Origin of the sequence: Kamptonema animale CS-326 (assembly GCF_028330895.1) — a bacterium.
Classification (GTDB): domain Bacteria; phylum Cyanobacteriota; class Cyanobacteriia; order Cyanobacteriales; family Microcoleaceae; genus Kamptonema; species Kamptonema formosum.
Map to the genome: position 1 here is coordinate 1 of NZ_JAQMUA010000408.1, position 14,201 is coordinate 14,201.

General features: G+C 44.6%; 14 protein-coding genes. 5 read left to right on the plus strand and 9 right to left on the minus strand.

Annotated elements, in window-relative coordinates; genetic code table 11:
- The first annotated feature begins 239 nt into the window (after positions 1 to 239).
- A complete protein-coding gene (lpdA, locus tag PN499_RS24145) occupies positions 240 to 1,670 on the plus strand; it encodes a dihydrolipoyl dehydrogenase (RefSeq protein ID WP_272035327.1) in 1,431 nt (476 codons plus the stop codon).
- A 229-nt stretch (positions 1,671 to 1,899) separates the two neighbouring features.
- Here lpdA and PN499_RS24150 read toward each other — a convergent pair whose 3' ends face one another.
- From PN499_RS24150 to PN499_RS24175, 6 genes are all read right to left on the minus strand, one after another.
- On the minus strand, positions 1,900 to 2,343 hold the full coding sequence (locus PN499_RS24150) for a hypothetical protein (RefSeq protein ID WP_272035329.1): 444 nt from the start codon (positions 2,341 to 2,343) through the stop codon (positions 1,900 to 1,902).
- 15 nt (positions 2,344 to 2,358) lie between these two features.
- Positions 2,359 to 2,667 (minus strand): hypothetical protein, encoded by a 309-nt coding sequence (locus PN499_RS24155; protein ID WP_272035331.1) that lies wholly within the window; start codon positions 2,665 to 2,667, stop codon positions 2,359 to 2,361.
- Between the two features lie 203 nt (positions 2,668 to 2,870).
- On the minus strand, positions 2,871 to 4,670 hold the full coding sequence (locus tag PN499_RS24160) for a ribonuclease J (RefSeq protein ID WP_272035353.1): 1,800 nt from the start codon (positions 4,668 to 4,670) through the stop codon (positions 2,871 to 2,873).
- Between the two features lie 204 nt (positions 4,671 to 4,874).
- Positions 4,875 to 5,729, minus strand: coding sequence for a 4-hydroxy-tetrahydrodipicolinate synthase (gene dapA, locus PN499_RS24165; protein ID WP_334311717.1), 855 nt, complete (start codon positions 5,727 to 5,729; stop codon positions 4,875 to 4,877).
- A gap of 426 nt (positions 5,730 to 6,155) precedes the next feature.
- Positions 6,156 to 7,205, minus strand: a complete 1,050-nt coding sequence (locus PN499_RS24170) for an aspartate-semialdehyde dehydrogenase (RefSeq protein WP_272035335.1) — start codon at positions 7,203 to 7,205, stop codon at positions 6,156 to 6,158.
- A gap of 149 nt (positions 7,206 to 7,354) precedes the next feature.
- Complete coding sequence (locus tag PN499_RS24175) at positions 7,355 to 7,477, minus strand: hypothetical protein (RefSeq protein ID WP_272035337.1); 123 nt, start codon at positions 7,475 to 7,477, stop codon at positions 7,355 to 7,357.
- A 168-nt stretch (positions 7,478 to 7,645) separates the two neighbouring features.
- Here PN499_RS24175 and tig point away from each other — a divergent pair, with 168 nt between their 5' ends.
- Positions 7,646 to 9,073, plus strand: coding sequence for a trigger factor (gene tig / locus PN499_RS24180; protein WP_272035339.1), 1,428 nt, complete (start codon positions 7,646 to 7,648; stop codon positions 9,071 to 9,073).
- 267 nt (positions 9,074 to 9,340) lie between these two features.
- On the opposite strand, the gene PN499_RS24185 is transcribed toward tig, so the two are convergent.
- Positions 9,341 to 9,880 (minus strand): hypothetical protein, encoded by a 540-nt coding sequence (locus PN499_RS24185; RefSeq protein ID WP_272035341.1) that lies wholly within the window; start codon positions 9,878 to 9,880, stop codon positions 9,341 to 9,343.
- 53 nt (positions 9,881 to 9,933) lie between these two features.
- Complete coding sequence (locus PN499_RS24190; protein ID WP_272035343.1) at positions 9,934 to 10,140, minus strand: hypothetical protein; 207 nt, start codon at positions 10,138 to 10,140, stop codon at positions 9,934 to 9,936.
- Here PN499_RS24190 and clpP point away from each other — a divergent pair.
- From clpP to PN499_RS24205, 3 genes are all read left to right on the plus strand, one after another.
- Positions 10,117 to 10,806 (plus strand): ATP-dependent Clp endopeptidase proteolytic subunit ClpP, encoded by a 690-nt coding sequence (gene clpP, locus PN499_RS24195; protein ID WP_272035345.1) that lies wholly within the window; start codon positions 10,117 to 10,119, stop codon positions 10,804 to 10,806. The genes PN499_RS24190 and clpP overlap by 24 nt on opposite strands.
- Before the next feature lie 9 nt (positions 10,807 to 10,815).
- The gene (gene clpX / locus PN499_RS24200) at positions 10,816 to 12,159 is read left to right on the plus strand and encodes an ATP-dependent protease ATP-binding subunit ClpX (protein ID WP_272035347.1); all 1,344 of its coding nucleotides are present in this window, start codon (positions 10,816 to 10,818) and stop codon (positions 12,157 to 12,159) included.
- 77 nt (positions 12,160 to 12,236) lie between these two features.
- A complete protein-coding gene (locus PN499_RS24205; protein WP_272035348.1) occupies positions 12,237 to 12,758 on the plus strand; it encodes a DUF29 family protein in 522 nt (173 codons plus the stop codon).
- 46 nt (positions 12,759 to 12,804) lie between these two features.
- Here the strand turns inward: PN499_RS24205 and PN499_RS24210 are convergent, their stop codons facing one another.
- The gene (locus PN499_RS24210; RefSeq protein WP_272035351.1) at positions 12,805 to 14,127 is read right to left on the minus strand and encodes a tetratricopeptide repeat protein; all 1,323 of its coding nucleotides are present in this window, start codon (positions 14,125 to 14,127) and stop codon (positions 12,805 to 12,807) included.
- Positions 14,128 to 14,201 lie beyond the last annotated feature (74 nt).

The following is a 14,201-nucleotide window of genomic DNA, read 5'->3' on the forward strand; positions in this document are numbered from 1 at the left end:
AGAGGACTTGACTCACGGAATCTCACCTCCAAATGTAATCAGTTGTCACTAGCTGTTTGAATGGCTAGGCTAACCGTCCCATAAGCTTTTCAGCTTATTTTAGGTTAAACGAATCGCACTTCTCTTGCAAGCCCATCCCCTTTAGGGGTGGGTTACTGACCCAGGTTACTTGTCAAGGTTGTCTAATTAACCTAGTCTAGTCGAGAATGAGGGTTAAGAAATGGCACTAGGAGAGTAAGGTGAGTCAGGGATTTGATTACGATTTAGTGATAATTGGTGCTGGCGTGGGGGGACACGGGGCTGCCATACACGCTGTTAATTGCGGTTTGAAGACGGCAATTATCGAAGCGGCGGATATGGGCGGTACTTGCGTTAACAGGGGTTGTATTCCCTCTAAGGCGTTGCTGGCGGCGGCGGGACGGGTGCGGGATTTGCGAAATGCTCACCATTTGAAGACTTTAGGGATTCAATTGGGAAGTGTGGATTTCGATCGCGGTGCGATCGCCAATCATGCTGGCAATATTGTCAATAAACTGCGCGGTGATTTGACGAATAGCCTCAAACGCTTGGGTGTGGATACGATCCAAGGTTGGGGTAAGGTTACGGGGCCGCAAAAAGTTACTGTGGAAACTAGCGGCGGTGAGAAGGTAATTACCGCTAAGGATATAATTCTCGCGCCAGGTTCGATTCCTTTTGTCCCTCGTGGAATTGAACTTGATGGGAAGACGGTTTTTACTAGCGATGACGCGGTGAGACTGGAATCTTTACCTCAGTGGATGGCAATTATTGGTAGTGGTTATATCGGTTTGGAGTTTTCGGATATTTACACTGCTTTGGGTTGCGAAGTGACGATGATTGAGGCATTAGATCAGTTGATGCCGACTTTTGACCCGGATATTGCTAAGTTAGCTGAACGGGTGTTGATTACGCCGCGAGATATTGAGACTAAGGTGGGACTTTTGGCGATGAAGGTGACTCCGGGTTCGCCTGTGATAGTTGAACTTGCTGATGCCAAAACTAAGGAAATTGTGGAAGTTTTGGAGGTGGATGCTTGTTTGGTGGCTACGGGGAGAGTTCCTGTTAGTAGTAATTTAGGGTTGGAGTCAGTCGGGGTAGAAACTGTGCGCGGTTTTATCCCTGTAAATGACAAGATGGCGGTGTTGGCGGGTGGGGAACCCGTGCCGAATTTGTGGGCGATCGGGGATGTGAATGGCAAGATGATGTTAGCTCATGCTGCGTCGGCGATGGGGATTGCAGCGGTGGAGAATATTTGCGGGCGCGATCGCGAGGTGGATTACCGCAGTATACCAGCGGCGGCTTTTACTCACCCAGAAATTAGCTATGTGGGGATGACAGAACCAGCGGCTAAGGAATTAGGAAAGGCTGAAGGGTTTGAGGTAGCTACTGTCAAGAGTTATTTTAAGGGAAATTCTAAGGCGATCGCTGAGGGTGAAACTGATGGGGTAGCTAAGGTAATTTTCCGTAAGGATACGGGGGAATTGTTGGGGGTTCACATTTTTGGGCTCCACGCGGCGGATTTAATTCAAGAGGCGGCGAATGCGATCGCGCAGCGGGATTCTGTTCATAATTTAGCTTTTGCCGTACACACTCATCCGACTCTTTCTGAGGTTTTGGATGAGGCCTATAAGCGGGCTGTTGGTAGTCATTAATCTAGCTTTTCTGGGCGGTAATAGGGGCATTCCCCCTACCGTCTGGGAACGCTAAGTTATGATGAATGTGAGGATGAGAAAACATGACTTCTGAGCAAAAATTTAGCATTATCCTTGCTCGTGAAGTTGCCAAACATCTTGCAGCTATTGACCGAGCAATATTGTCTTAAGTTTATTGTTGATGTTCATCATTGACTTGGGCCTATGACTATATGAAAGCGATCGCACTCTAAGCAGAATACTGAAAATCTCGCTTACTTGTAGCAACAATAAAAGGAGAATCAACATCGATCGACCAGTTTTCATCAAGGACTTTGAGATTGGGATCTAAAATGAGAGTCAGTTCGCCAATTTCTTCATCACCATCATCACTACTTAACTTCTTATCGCTAGCAGATAAGTCGGCTTTGAGTAAAAAATTGAGTTTAATCCAGTGAGAACTAGGATGGTTATTGATAATAGTTGTGCCAATGGAACGACTGGTTAACTCGGTACAAATGGGATGAATAAAAGTAATCTCTTCATAAAACTTTTCTTGGCTATGCCAGTAACCATTAATTTTGTAATTGCACGATGCTAGGTGTTTAGTAGCGAGGTAATTTATATCTACAGGTGCTAATATTTTAGCAAGTTCATCCCAAATTTGGTGATTTGTCAAAGTTACTGAATTCATCAGCATAATTCTCCTTTAATGACTTGTTTTAACGCCAGGAAATTGTAAAACTCCATCTATAAACTTTCCGTGATAGCGGTAATCTCCGCCCTCTCCTAATACCTTTGATTTGAGATCGTAACCTTCTTCTTCTGAAGGAACAAGACCTATACTACCATCGGGTGGCACTCTACCATTTTGAATGGCTTTAAGATGTTTATTATTTTGATCGTATCTCTTGCCGAGGCGGATTTGCTTTTTGCTAAAAGATACTAGCATATCAGCCAGTGTTTGATATATGATGTCCGGCTGAATATCCGCCCAGTTATTGGGGAGAGATTCCATTAGCTTTTGTGGCAGCGTATTCTTTCATTATACCAAATTTGATTTAGGCTTGGTATTTTGTAAGTAGTCATTAGGCTGCGATCGTGGCGGTATTACCGTTAAACCGCGTAAGTTTTGTTTACCCTGAAACCCAACTAATAAACAAAAAAATAAACGCAGACAGATCGCTAAATCTATCTGCGTTCATCTCCCCTTAAAACCTGTTAAGAAGCAACTCTCGTAACAGTCCGAGGCCGTCGCCGACCAGTAAGCTTAACTTCCGGTTCTTCCTGAGTAACTTTAGGTTTCTCCGCCCCCACATCTTCTGGATTTTGCATCAAAAATACCAGCAACGGATTACTCTGAATTTCCCGACGTAGCAGCCGATGAATCGCTCGTTCTAATTGGGTCTGCACTCCCACCCAGTCAACTTCAACTTTTGACCCGACAGGTTTAGCAAATTCTGACCAGCGATCGCTCAACACAGTTTCAATCGTCTGCGTAATCAACCGTTGTAACAGCGATCGCTCTACATTTGTGACTACACCCTTCAAATGAATTTCAGGCTTAACAATCAACTTGCCTTCCCAACCCAAAGCAGCCGCCACTGTTACAACCCCATCTTCAGCCAATAGCTGACGTTCCTTAAGCACGCTTTCCTTAACGACCCCCGCACGGGAACCATCGACTAATTCAATCCCTGACGCTACTTTACCGCCAACGGAGATGGAATTCTGATTCAACTCGACGACATCGCCATTGTCGATAATCACCATATTTTCTGCCGGGATACCCATACTCTGGGCCGTCTTCGAGTGCTGGATCAGCATCCGGTGTTCGCCATGAACCGGCAAAAAGAACTTGGGTTTTGTCATCGCAATCATCAGCTTTTGGTCTTCCTGACAACCGTGCCCAGAAACGTGAATGCCTTTATCGCGACCATAAATTACATTCGCACCCAGCATCATCAACCTGTCGATCGTATTCACCACTGCGATCGTATTCCCTGGAATCGGATTAGCTGAGAACACTACCGTATCGCCTTTTTTAATCCTAATCTCTTGATGTTCGCAGTTAGAAATCCGCGTCATTGCCGACATCGGTTCTCCTTGGGAACCCGTAGTTAAAATTATTAACTTTTCATCAGGCATATTACGGACTGCCTTTAAGGGTTGGAAGATGTTATCTTCGCACTTAATGTATCCTAAATTCCGAGCATGGGCAATGACATTCAACATCGAACGCCCCACCACTGCCACATAACGATTATGCTTTTTAGCTAACTCTAAAACTATTTGCAGTCGGTGTACAGATGAAGCAAATGTTGTCACCAATATCCTACCAGGGGCCTGAGCAAAAACTCGGTCGAGGTTAGGATAAACAGACCTTTCTGAAGGCGTAAATCCAGGTATTTCTGAGTTAGTTGAATCGCTAATTAAGCAGAGGACACCTTTCTCACCATACTCTGCCAGCTTTTGGAAGTCGAAAAACTCGCCGTCTACTGGGGTGTGGTCGATCTTAAAATCTCCTGTGTGAATTAAAACTCCCACTGGGGTATGAATTGCCACTGTAAAGCTGTCGGCCATTGAGTGGGTGTTGCGAATATATTCAACTAAGAAATGTTTGCCAATTCGCACTATATCGCGAGGCCTAACTGTTCTTAATTCTGTGCGGTTGGAGACTCCTGCTTCTTCCAGTTTCCCAGATAGTAATGCCATCGCTAAGCGAGGGCCGTAAATTACTGGAATTTCAAATTGTTTGAGGTGATAAGGAATACCGCCGATGTGATCTTCGTGACCGTGAGTGACGATCATACCCTTGATTTTTTCCTTATTTTCTCGCAGATAAGTCATGTCTGGGAGAACAATATTCACGCCGTGCATTCCGTCACTGGGAAAAGCTAATCCTGCATCTAGGAGGATAATTTCATCTTCGTACTCGAAAACACAGGTATTTTTGCCGATCTCATGAAGTCCGCCCAGGGGGATAATTTTGAGAGTGGGTTCGCTGGAGTTTTTGGTCATCCGCATCATTGAATCTTTCAACATTGCATCTTTCGTAATCGGTAATCTGGGATTAATCATTGGTAATCAGTAGTTAGTAATTGGTCATTGGTCATTGTTAAAAGTTAACTGTTAGCAGTTAACAGTTAGCAGTTAAAAGTTAACAGTTAGTCGTTAACTATTTTATTCAGTTGTCTGAAAACTCGTTTTTGCCCCTGTGAATGGCTAAAGCATACCTAGCTTGCTAAGCTCATCTTTTAACTTTTTAACTATCTCCTCTGACGCTTCACACAGCGGCAGTCTGGGGGCTCCAACATTCCAGCCTTGCAGTTCCAAAAGTGCCTTGACAGGAATGGGATTTGTGGTAAGAAAAAGAGCTTTAAACAGGTCGAAAAGTTGCAGATGAATCTGGGTAGCGACTTGGACTTGACCAGCTTCAAAAGCTTGTATCATCTGTTGGAGTTGCTCTCCTACGATGTGGCTTGCCACGCTAACTACGCCGGTAGCCCCAACTGCCAACATCGGCAACGTTAGGGAGTCATCCCCAGAGTAAATCTGAAATTCAGGGGGCGTGATGCGTCGAATTTGACTTGCTTGATCTAAGTTGCCACTGGCTTCTTTGACAGCTACAATATTCGGAATTTCTGCCAACCTAGCGACGGTCTCTGGTAGCAGATTTACACTACTGCGTCCAGGTACATTATACACCATTATAGGCAATTCTGGAACAGAAGAAGCGATCGCTTTAAAGTGCCGATACAAACCTTCCTGCGGCGGCTTGTTATAATAGGGAACTACTTGTAATGATCCATCTAGTCCTAGTTTAGCAGCTTTTTGCGTCGCTGCGATCGCCTCGCTAGTAGAATTCGATCCCGTCCCTGCAATTACCTTCGCTTTTCCGGCTACAGCCTTTTGCACGACTTGAAATAAATTATATTCTTCTTCCCACGTAAGAGCAGGCGATTCCCCTGTAGTCCCGCAGACTACTATGCCATCACTGCCGCGATCGGCTAAATGCACTGCTAACTGTTCTGCTACTGCATAATTCACGCTACCGTCTTCCTTAAACGGCGTAATCATCGCAGTCAGAACCCTTCCAAAATTTACCACACTCTTGTCACTCCTTGATAATTGATAACTGGTAATTGGTAATTGGTAATTGGTAATTGGTAATTGCTAATTGGTAGTAATGGCTAACGGCTAATTGCTAATGGCTAATTGCTAATTTATGTGAACACATAATATTGTATGTCATTGCGACTGAAACAAAGCAATCCCTCTAGGTAATTAGCTTATTGGCTGATACATTGTCAGGACTCACCCATAACTTTATTCTGTCATTGCGAGTGAAACGAAGCAATCACTCTAGACTATTAGCTTGTTGGCTGATACGCTAATAGATTAGCATTAGTTGTACCCTAATTAGTAATTAGCTGTTAGCTGTTAGCTGTTAGCTGTTAGCCATTAGCCATTAGCCATTACCCATTACCCATTACCCATTACCCATTACCCATTAACTGCTGTTGCTTTTACCCGATTTTTCAACCAATTTTTCTCAATCAGTAATTCCGCAATCTGCACAGCGTTCAATGCCGCCCCTTTGCGAATTTGATCTCCGCTCAGCCAGAGTTCCAGAGCACAGGGATGAGAAATATCTTGGCGAATCCTGCCTACTAATACCTCGTCCTTACCACTAGCTTCTACAGGCATCGGGAAATAATTAGCTTCCCAATCTTCTACCAGCTTAATTCCGGGAGCCTGACTCAAAATCTCCTTAGCTAATTTCGGACTGAAAGGCTTCGCAAACTCTAGATTAATCGCTTCCGAATGCGCCCGGAGTACGGGAACCCGAATGCAAGTTGCCGTAATTCTAATATCCTGGGTTCCGAAAATTTTGCGGGTTTCGTTTACCATTTTCATTTCTTCCTCACAATACCCTAAATCGTTGATTTTCGTATTGTGGGGAAACAAATTAAAGGCCAAAGGATAGGGGAAAATCTCGGTTTTGGGTGTTTCACCCTGCAAAATCGCCCTAGCTTGGGTCTTCACCTCTTCCATTGCTCTAGCGCCGGCACCACTGGCAGACTGGTAAGTGGCAGCAACTATCCGCTCTACTGGTTGAACTTGGTGCAACGGCCAAACGGCAACGGCCATTAAAATTGTCGTGCAATTGGGATTAGCGATTATACCTTGGTGAGCTGCCGCCGCTTCTGGATTCACCTCTGGCACAACTAGGGGAACAGTTGGTTCCATCCGAAAAGCGCTGGAATTGTCAATGACTATTGCACCAGCATCCACAGCTTTCGGGGCCCAAAGTTTAGAGATAGAGCCTCCCGCTGAAGCGAGGACTAAATCGACATTATCAAAAGAGCGATCGCCTACAGCCTCTACAGGTAACTTTTCGCCAGCAAAGGAGAGAGTTGTACCAGCGGAACGTGCAGAAGCCAACAGTTTCAAGTCAGCAAGGGGAAAGTCTCGGCTTTCCAATAACTCCAGCAACTCTGCGCCGACTGCGCCAGTTGCTCCTAGAATAGCAACTCGATAAGATTGGGGCAAATTAATTTCCTCCGATGGTTTGGGCTTAAAAGGTCGAAATCTGAAATTAAAATAACGATTTTACTCAAGGTAAAGCGATTGAATGTTAGGGGAGTGCAGGATCAGTTACCATAACTTAGTGTAGTTAACCGGAGTTGGAGCAGCGATCGCTAAATGGCTACGTCCAGATTATATCTATCGCTAGTGTAGCAGGCAACGATCTCTCTGCTTTGAGTTGGAGGCGATCGCAAAATCGCACTACTCCATGAGAGCGTATCTAACGAAAGCAGCATGGCAGTCATATCGCCAGTGAGAAAGTTGAAAAGTATGAGGAATCAGACTTTTAACCTTCTGCCTTCTGCCTTCATGCCTTCCTGCTCTAGGGCCATTGTCCCCTCCGCACCCACCGCATTTGCGCGAAAATTCTTCAAGCGTATTGTTTTAAGTACCATAAAAAGCCGATGAAAGTAACCCAGGAAAAGCTTCCAGCCAGCCAAATTGGTCTGGAAATCGAAATCACACCCGAAAAGTCAAAACAAGTCTACGAACAGGTAGTACAGCAATTTTCACGCTCCCTCAACATTCCTGGGTTCCGCAGAGGCAAAGTCCCCCGGCATATTTTGTTGCAGCGGTTGGGCCAGACTCGCCTGAAAGCTACAGCTTTGGAAGATTTGATTAATGAATCCCTCCAGAAAGCGATCGAGCAAGAAAATATTGAGGCGATCGGTAATTTTGAACTCCGATCGGAATTTGAGCAGTTGCTCAACCAGTTTGAACCCGGACAGCCGCTGACATTTTTAGCTGCGGTTGATGTGGAGCCGGAAGCTAAACTGGGAGAGTATAGTGGCTTGCAGCTAAAAGCAGAAGATGTCAATTACGATGCAGAGCAAGTCGATCGGGTGTTAGAACAGTACCGAGCCGAAAAAGCTACTTTGATTCCCGCAGAAGGTCGAGCGGCTCAGTTGGGAGATATGGCATTATTGGATTTTCAAGGTAGGTTTGCGATCGCACCTGAAGGCGAGGAACCCCAAGAAATCCCCGGCGGTAAAGCCGAAGACTTTCAAGTTGAACTACAGGAAAATCAATTTATCCCTGGCTTCATCGCTGGAATTATCGGCATGAACCCTGGAGAAACCAAAGAAATAGCCGTAGATTTCCCCGCAGAGTACGGCAATCAAGAGTTAGCTGGCGAGTCGGCGGTATTTACCATTACCCTCAAAGAGCTCAAAGAAAAAGAGTTGCCAGAGTTAGACGATGATTTCGCTCAAGAAATCAGCGAGTTTGAAACCCTAGCCGAATTGCGCGAATCCCTGGAAAAACGCTTTCAAGAAGAGCACCAGAGCAAAATTACTGCCAATAAGGAAGGAGCTCTGCTCAAAGCTTTGGAAGAGACAGTAGAAGTGGAAATCCCGGAAACGATGATTAGCCGCGAAGTTGAGTATTTGATGACTCAGCAGGCAATGCAATTAAGCAATTACGGGATTGACATCAAGCAGTTCTTTACTAAGGAAAATATACCAGGGATTCGCGAGCGATCGCGCCCCCAAGCGATCGAGCGGATCAAACAGTCTCTCGCTTTAGCACAAGTTGCCAAACAGGAATCCATCTCCGTTGAGGAAGCAGAAATTCTCAAAGAAGAGAGAAAAGTAATGTCTCAACTTAAGGATAAAGATGTAGATCCAGATCGATTGCGGGAAGTCGTAGAAGCTGACTTGCTTAAAACCAAAACTCTCAAATGGTTGGAAGAACACAGCACAATTGAACTCGTTCCCGAAGGGAGTTTAACTCCTATTGACGATGAGGATGAGGATGAGGAAGATGATGTGGAAACAAGCGCCAGTGATGCCACTGTGAGTGTGGAAGCTGAATCTGTAGTTGAGGAAGGTTAATTAGGGAAATTGGGCGAATAATTCGCAGCTAGACAAACTTATACACGCTTAGGCAGGTTTGGTTTGTGTAGCTGCGGTTTTAATCTCTCAACTCAATTTAATAGGAATTACGCTCATGGCTTCAGAAACCGGGTTTTTGAGAGAATCTGTGGGTAATAACAAAGTATTTTCGTAAAAAACCCGGTTTCTTTGGTTGGGTGCGTAAGTCCTGTTTAAGTTAAATATAACTATATATTCCCGTTATTAATGTTTGGTTTTAACAACATATTATCTTTGTATATTTATAACCCAGACTTGATGCTTTTGCAGAGCCTTATTCAAACGTCTTAAACCATTCAAAAAGGACAAGCGTCTGTGTCCTTCTATTAAATGATAGGGATATTTCAATGGCTTTTCAGAGGGGAAGTAATAGTTACCTGGATTATTCAGTAAGACAATAGGTGTATTCCACGTACCTGTTTGCAACATATAGTTAGCTAACCAGTCATTTTTAGATTCTGCACGTTCTTCAATATTCTGAAATCTGTCCAAGAAATTTTCATCATCAAAGGCTTCTCGTCCTGGAATATCTTCAAGAAACCAAGTCTCTAACATAAATTTAAATCTTTCAAAATTGAGAAAAGCATACTTTTCCAGATGGCAAGGATGACGATAAAGCCACTCTTTTAGTAACTCTTCTGGCCAGTTTGGAAGCATAGTCTGTCGTATCCGCAAAATGTAGTCGGACTCGTCTTCTATTATTTCCCCATCCTTATCATGAGAGGGTTGATATTTTAAGGTTGTAGGATAAATTTCTTCTAGTTCCATTGAACGCCAATATCCGGCTATGTTAATGTTTTCCCCACTGCTTCAACCAAAATTCATATTTTCCTTACCCAACCCACCGAAGAGCGATCGCCCTCACTCCCCCAACAACTCAGTACAGCACCCATTCCCCATCCGAGACTGACTAAGGCATAATAGATCAAAGCTAGATCCTCAACATTGAGCAAAATCAGCCGTAAATCAGCCCTAAGTTTTATTAATCCTTGACTGGTATCATTATGGTAATATCTCAGACCAACCACCAATTTACAAGCTTCAACGATTTTGAGGTATCCGCCGTGAGCCCCAGCAACGTCGTACCAATGGTACTCGAACAGTCGGGGATGGGAGAGCGGGCCTTTGACATATACTCGCGCCTGCTGCGGGAACGCATCATCTTTCTAGGAACCCCCGTTGACGATCAAGTAGCTGACTCCATCGTGGCTCAGTTATTATTCCTAGATGCCGAAGACCCCGAAAAAGACATCCAACTGTACATCAACTCCCCCGGCGGCTCCGTGACAGCAGGTATGGCAATTTATGACACCATGCAGCAAGTCCGCCCCGATGTAGTGACAATTTGTTACGGCTTAGCTGCTAGTATGGGGGCATTCCTCATGGCTGCTGGGGCGGCTGGTAAGCGGATGTCACTTCCCAGTTCCCGAATCATGATCCACCAACCTCTGGGGGGCGCTCAAGGCCAAGCTGTAGATATTGAGATTCAAGCCAAAGAAATCCTATATCATAAGCGTAAGCTGAATGAATTGCTGGCGCATCACACAGGTCAACCCCTGGAGAGAATTGAAAATGATACTGAGCGTGACTTTTTCATGTCAGCGGCTGAAGCTAAAGATTACGGCTTAGTCGATCAGGTGATCGCTAAGCAAAATCTTCCGACACCGGGAGAAAATGTCACCGCAATGAAATAAGAGGCAGTTATGTCTAAATACGACTCCCATCTAAAATGTTCTTTTTGTGGCAAGTCTCAAGAGCAAGTTCGCAAGCTAATAGCTGGGCCAGGAGTCTATATCTGCGATGAATGCGTGGATTTGTGCAATGAAATTTTAGATGAGGAGTTGTTTGACTCCGGGGCGGTAGGGCCACAAACGCCCCCGCGCCCGGAACCTACACCAGCCAAACGCCGTGTTACTGCTGGTAAGACTTTGGGGCTGGGTCAAATTCCTAAGCCGAGAGAGATTAAGAATTTTCTAGACGAGCACGTTATCGGTCAGGATGAGGCAAAAAAAGTCCTCTCAGTGGCGGTTTACAACCACTACAAGCGCCTAAGTTTCGTTCCGGTAAAGGGCAGTACCAAGCCGCCGACGGACGATGTAGAATTGCAAAAATCAAATATTCTGCTGATTGGCCCTACAGGTTGCGGGAAGACGCTACTGGCTCAAACTTTAGCAGAGATGTTGGATGTCCCCTTTGCTGTGGCTGATGCGACGACGCTAACGGAAGCTGGCTATGTTGGGGAAGATGTAGAAAATATCTTGCTCAGACTGCTGCAAGTGGCGGATTTAGATGTGGAAGAAGCCCAGCGGGGAATTATCTACATTGATGAGATTGACAAGATTGCCCGCAAAAGTGAAAATCCTTCGATTACGCGGGACGTATCGGGGGAAGGCGTACAGCAAGCTTTGTTGAAGATGTTGGAAGGGACGATCGCGAATGTACCTCCTCAAGGTGGGCGCAAACATCCTTACCAAGATTGCATTCAGATCGATACGAGTAATATTTTGTTTATTTGCGGCGGGGCTTTTGTCGGTTTAGATAAGGTGATAGAGCAGAGAACGGGCAAAAAGTCAATGGGTTTTGTCCAGCCTGGGGATTTGCTACCGAAGGAAAAGCGGACGGCGGACGTGCTTAAGCAATTGGAACCGGACGATTTGGTAAAATTTGGGATGATTCCAGAGTTTATTGGTCGGATACCGATGCTGGCGGTGGTGGAACCGCTGAATGAAGAAACCTTGATGGCGATTTTGACGGAGCCCAAAAATGCACTGGTGAAGCAGTATCAAAAGCTGCTGAAGATGGATAATGTACAGTTAGATTTCAAGTCAGAGGCAATTAGGGCGATCGCGCAGGAAGCTTATCGGCGTAAAACTGGTGCGCGGGCACTGCGGGGAATTGTGGAAGAATTAATGTTAGATGTAATGTACGAGTTGCCTTCTCGTAAGGATGTTTCTCGTTGCACGATTACGAAGGAAATGGTAGAAAAACGCTCTACGGCTGAGCTTTTAGTGTTGCCATCTTCGCTACCTAAACCGGAATCTGCATAAGAATGTTAACGGTTAACGGTTAACTGTTAACTGTTAACATTATTTATTTTGCCAGTGTCAAAGTTGAGGACAATAAAATGACACAAGAATTAATCGATCTTAGAACTAGCATACTAGAGGGACGCTATAAGGATGCTTTGGCAATTGTTGATGAGTTAGATGGGATGAGTAAACAAGCGATTCTGCGACAAATTCAATCTTTTTTAAATGTGCTGTTAATTCACTTGATTAAAAATCAGGTTGAACAGCGATTAACTGGTTCTTGGGCAAGTTCAATTCGCAATGCAATTAGAGAAATTAAAAAGGCAAATATTAAAGATAATAAAACTTCTTATTATGTTAATGGCGATGAGTGGGAAAATTTGATAGAGGAAGAGGTAATTGAGGATGCGATCGCGGATGCTGCTGAGGAAGTATTTAACGGTACTTATAATCAATTTGAACTTGCAGAAATGGTAGACATAAATCAGATTATCCAGAATGCTGTGAGGTTATTGAATTTGACTTATGTTAATTCCGCAAAAGATTTACCCGCAGTTTTAGCCGAGAATTTAAGTCAGTTACCAGGTGGGGAAGATTGGATAAATAGACGCAAATAAGTGTTATATTTTGTAGTATTTCAGCAATTTATAAGACGGTTATTACCTAATCAATACCCCAATTTTTTAGTTGTTTTGTAACTGATTGGATAGGAAAAGCCAGAGCAGAACTAGATCGAACGAGCTGTTGATTCTGTGTTTGAAAATTAGTTCCCCCCCATACAACGCCAACAACGTGATTTTTCTGGTCTAATACGGGGCTGCCAGAATTACCTGAAGCTGCAATTGCCGACAGTCCTAACTTTTGGTCAGTCTTGTTGATGACTTCTCCGCTTGTAACTGTCCAATCACCGGTGGTGTAGGGATGTCCAATAATGCGGATCGGGGATTTGAGAGCAACAGAAACTGAGGCTCTGGCTAAAGGCTTAATATCCCTCGGAATATCGGTGACTTCGAGTAAAGCTAAATCCAGCTTGTTAGAATCAGCGGTAATTTTAGCAATCTTAGCGGGTAGCCGTTTGCGGAATTCACCAGAATGCGGTTCGCTGTAAAATTCAACTTCAATTTTTTGATCGCTCGGAGGTCTATTACTTTCAGCTTCAATTCTAATATTTATCTCGTTTGGATGGAGCTGAGGCTGATTTTTTCTCGTCGTTGCAACATGACGGTTGGTAACAACCCAAGCTTTGTTTCCCTGCCGTTTTACCACCCAGCCAGTACCCCATTTCCACTCACCAGAACTTTTAACAATAACTCGGACAACAGACCGCTTTAATAAAAGGAAAGGTGGGGCTTTTAAACTGGGCAATCGTTCCGGAATCGCCAACAATTGCGGATTTTTCCACAGAGCTGAGAGCCGTTCCGTCTCTCTGAGGAAAAAATTATCGCTCTTAAATTTGGATAATACAATTACTATTTTATAGATATCAATTGCCTGCTCAATCTTCCCTTGTTGCTGTAAAGTCCAAGCTAAATAATCGTGAGCTGCGGCATTTTTGGGGTTGAGTTGAATCGCTTGGCGATAGGCTACGCTCGCCTCGTCTAGTTTCCCCAGATCGTAAAAACTCAGACCGATGTTGGTGTAAGCAATGTCATTTTTAGGGTTGAGTTGAATCGCTTTTTGATAGGTGGCGATCGCCTCGTCTAATCTTTCCGCTTCCTGTAAAATTTTGCCTAACTGGTTGTAACCTTCGGCATCATTGGGATCTATTTTGATGACTTGGCGGTAAGTTGCGATCGCTTCATCGCGGTAAGCTCTAGCAAGTGCTTCAGCCGTGTAACCTTCAGCGCGGTCTGCGGCACTCGGAGCGTTGCCTAGAGCTACTGCCAATCCTTTCTTGCCTTTCCAGCTAAAGTAGAAGTGTTCAGGGGGCGACAATCGCCCCCAAACCATTGCAGGGAGGATGTTTTCGGGTCTGAACTCGCTCAAAAAAGTTGGAGCTTATTGAGAATAGACTCTCAATAGAAGAACCAGCCCCTAGTTGTGATAAAAAGGTGCATGTC

Bases quoted from the DNA above. Each gene is read 5' to 3' on its own strand.
- PN499_RS24150 (WP_272035329.1), bottom strand. From the start codon at position 2,343: ATGAATTCAGTAACTTTGACAAATCACCAAATTTGGGATGAACTTGCT.
- PN499_RS24155 (WP_272035331.1), bottom strand. From the start codon at position 2,667: ATGGAATCTCTCCCCAATAACTGGGCGGATATTCAGCCGGACATCATA.
- PN499_RS24160 (WP_272035353.1), bottom strand. From the start codon at position 4,670: ATGACCAAAAACTCCAGCGAACCCACTCTCAAAATTATCCCCCTGGGC.
- dapA (WP_334311717.1), bottom strand. From the start codon at position 5,729: ATGATTACGCCGTTTAAGGAAGACGGTAGCGTGAATTATGCAGTAGCA.
- PN499_RS24175 (WP_272035337.1), bottom strand. From the start codon at position 7,477: ATGCTGCTTTCGTTAGATACGCTCTCATGGAGTAGTGCGATTTTGCGA.
- tig (WP_272035339.1), top strand. From the start codon at position 7,646: ATGAAAGTAACCCAGGAAAAGCTTCCAGCCAGCCAAATTGGTCTGGAA.
- PN499_RS24185 (WP_272035341.1), bottom strand. From the start codon at position 9,880: ATGGAACTAGAAGAAATTTATCCTACAACCTTAAAATATCAACCCTCT.
- clpP (WP_272035345.1), top strand. From the start codon at position 10,117: ATGGTAATATCTCAGACCAACCACCAATTTACAAGCTTCAACGATTTT.
- clpX (WP_272035347.1), top strand. From the start codon at position 10,816: ATGTCTAAATACGACTCCCATCTAAAATGTTCTTTTTGTGGCAAGTCT.
- PN499_RS24205 (WP_272035348.1), top strand. From the start codon at position 12,237: ATGACACAAGAATTAATCGATCTTAGAACTAGCATACTAGAGGGACGC.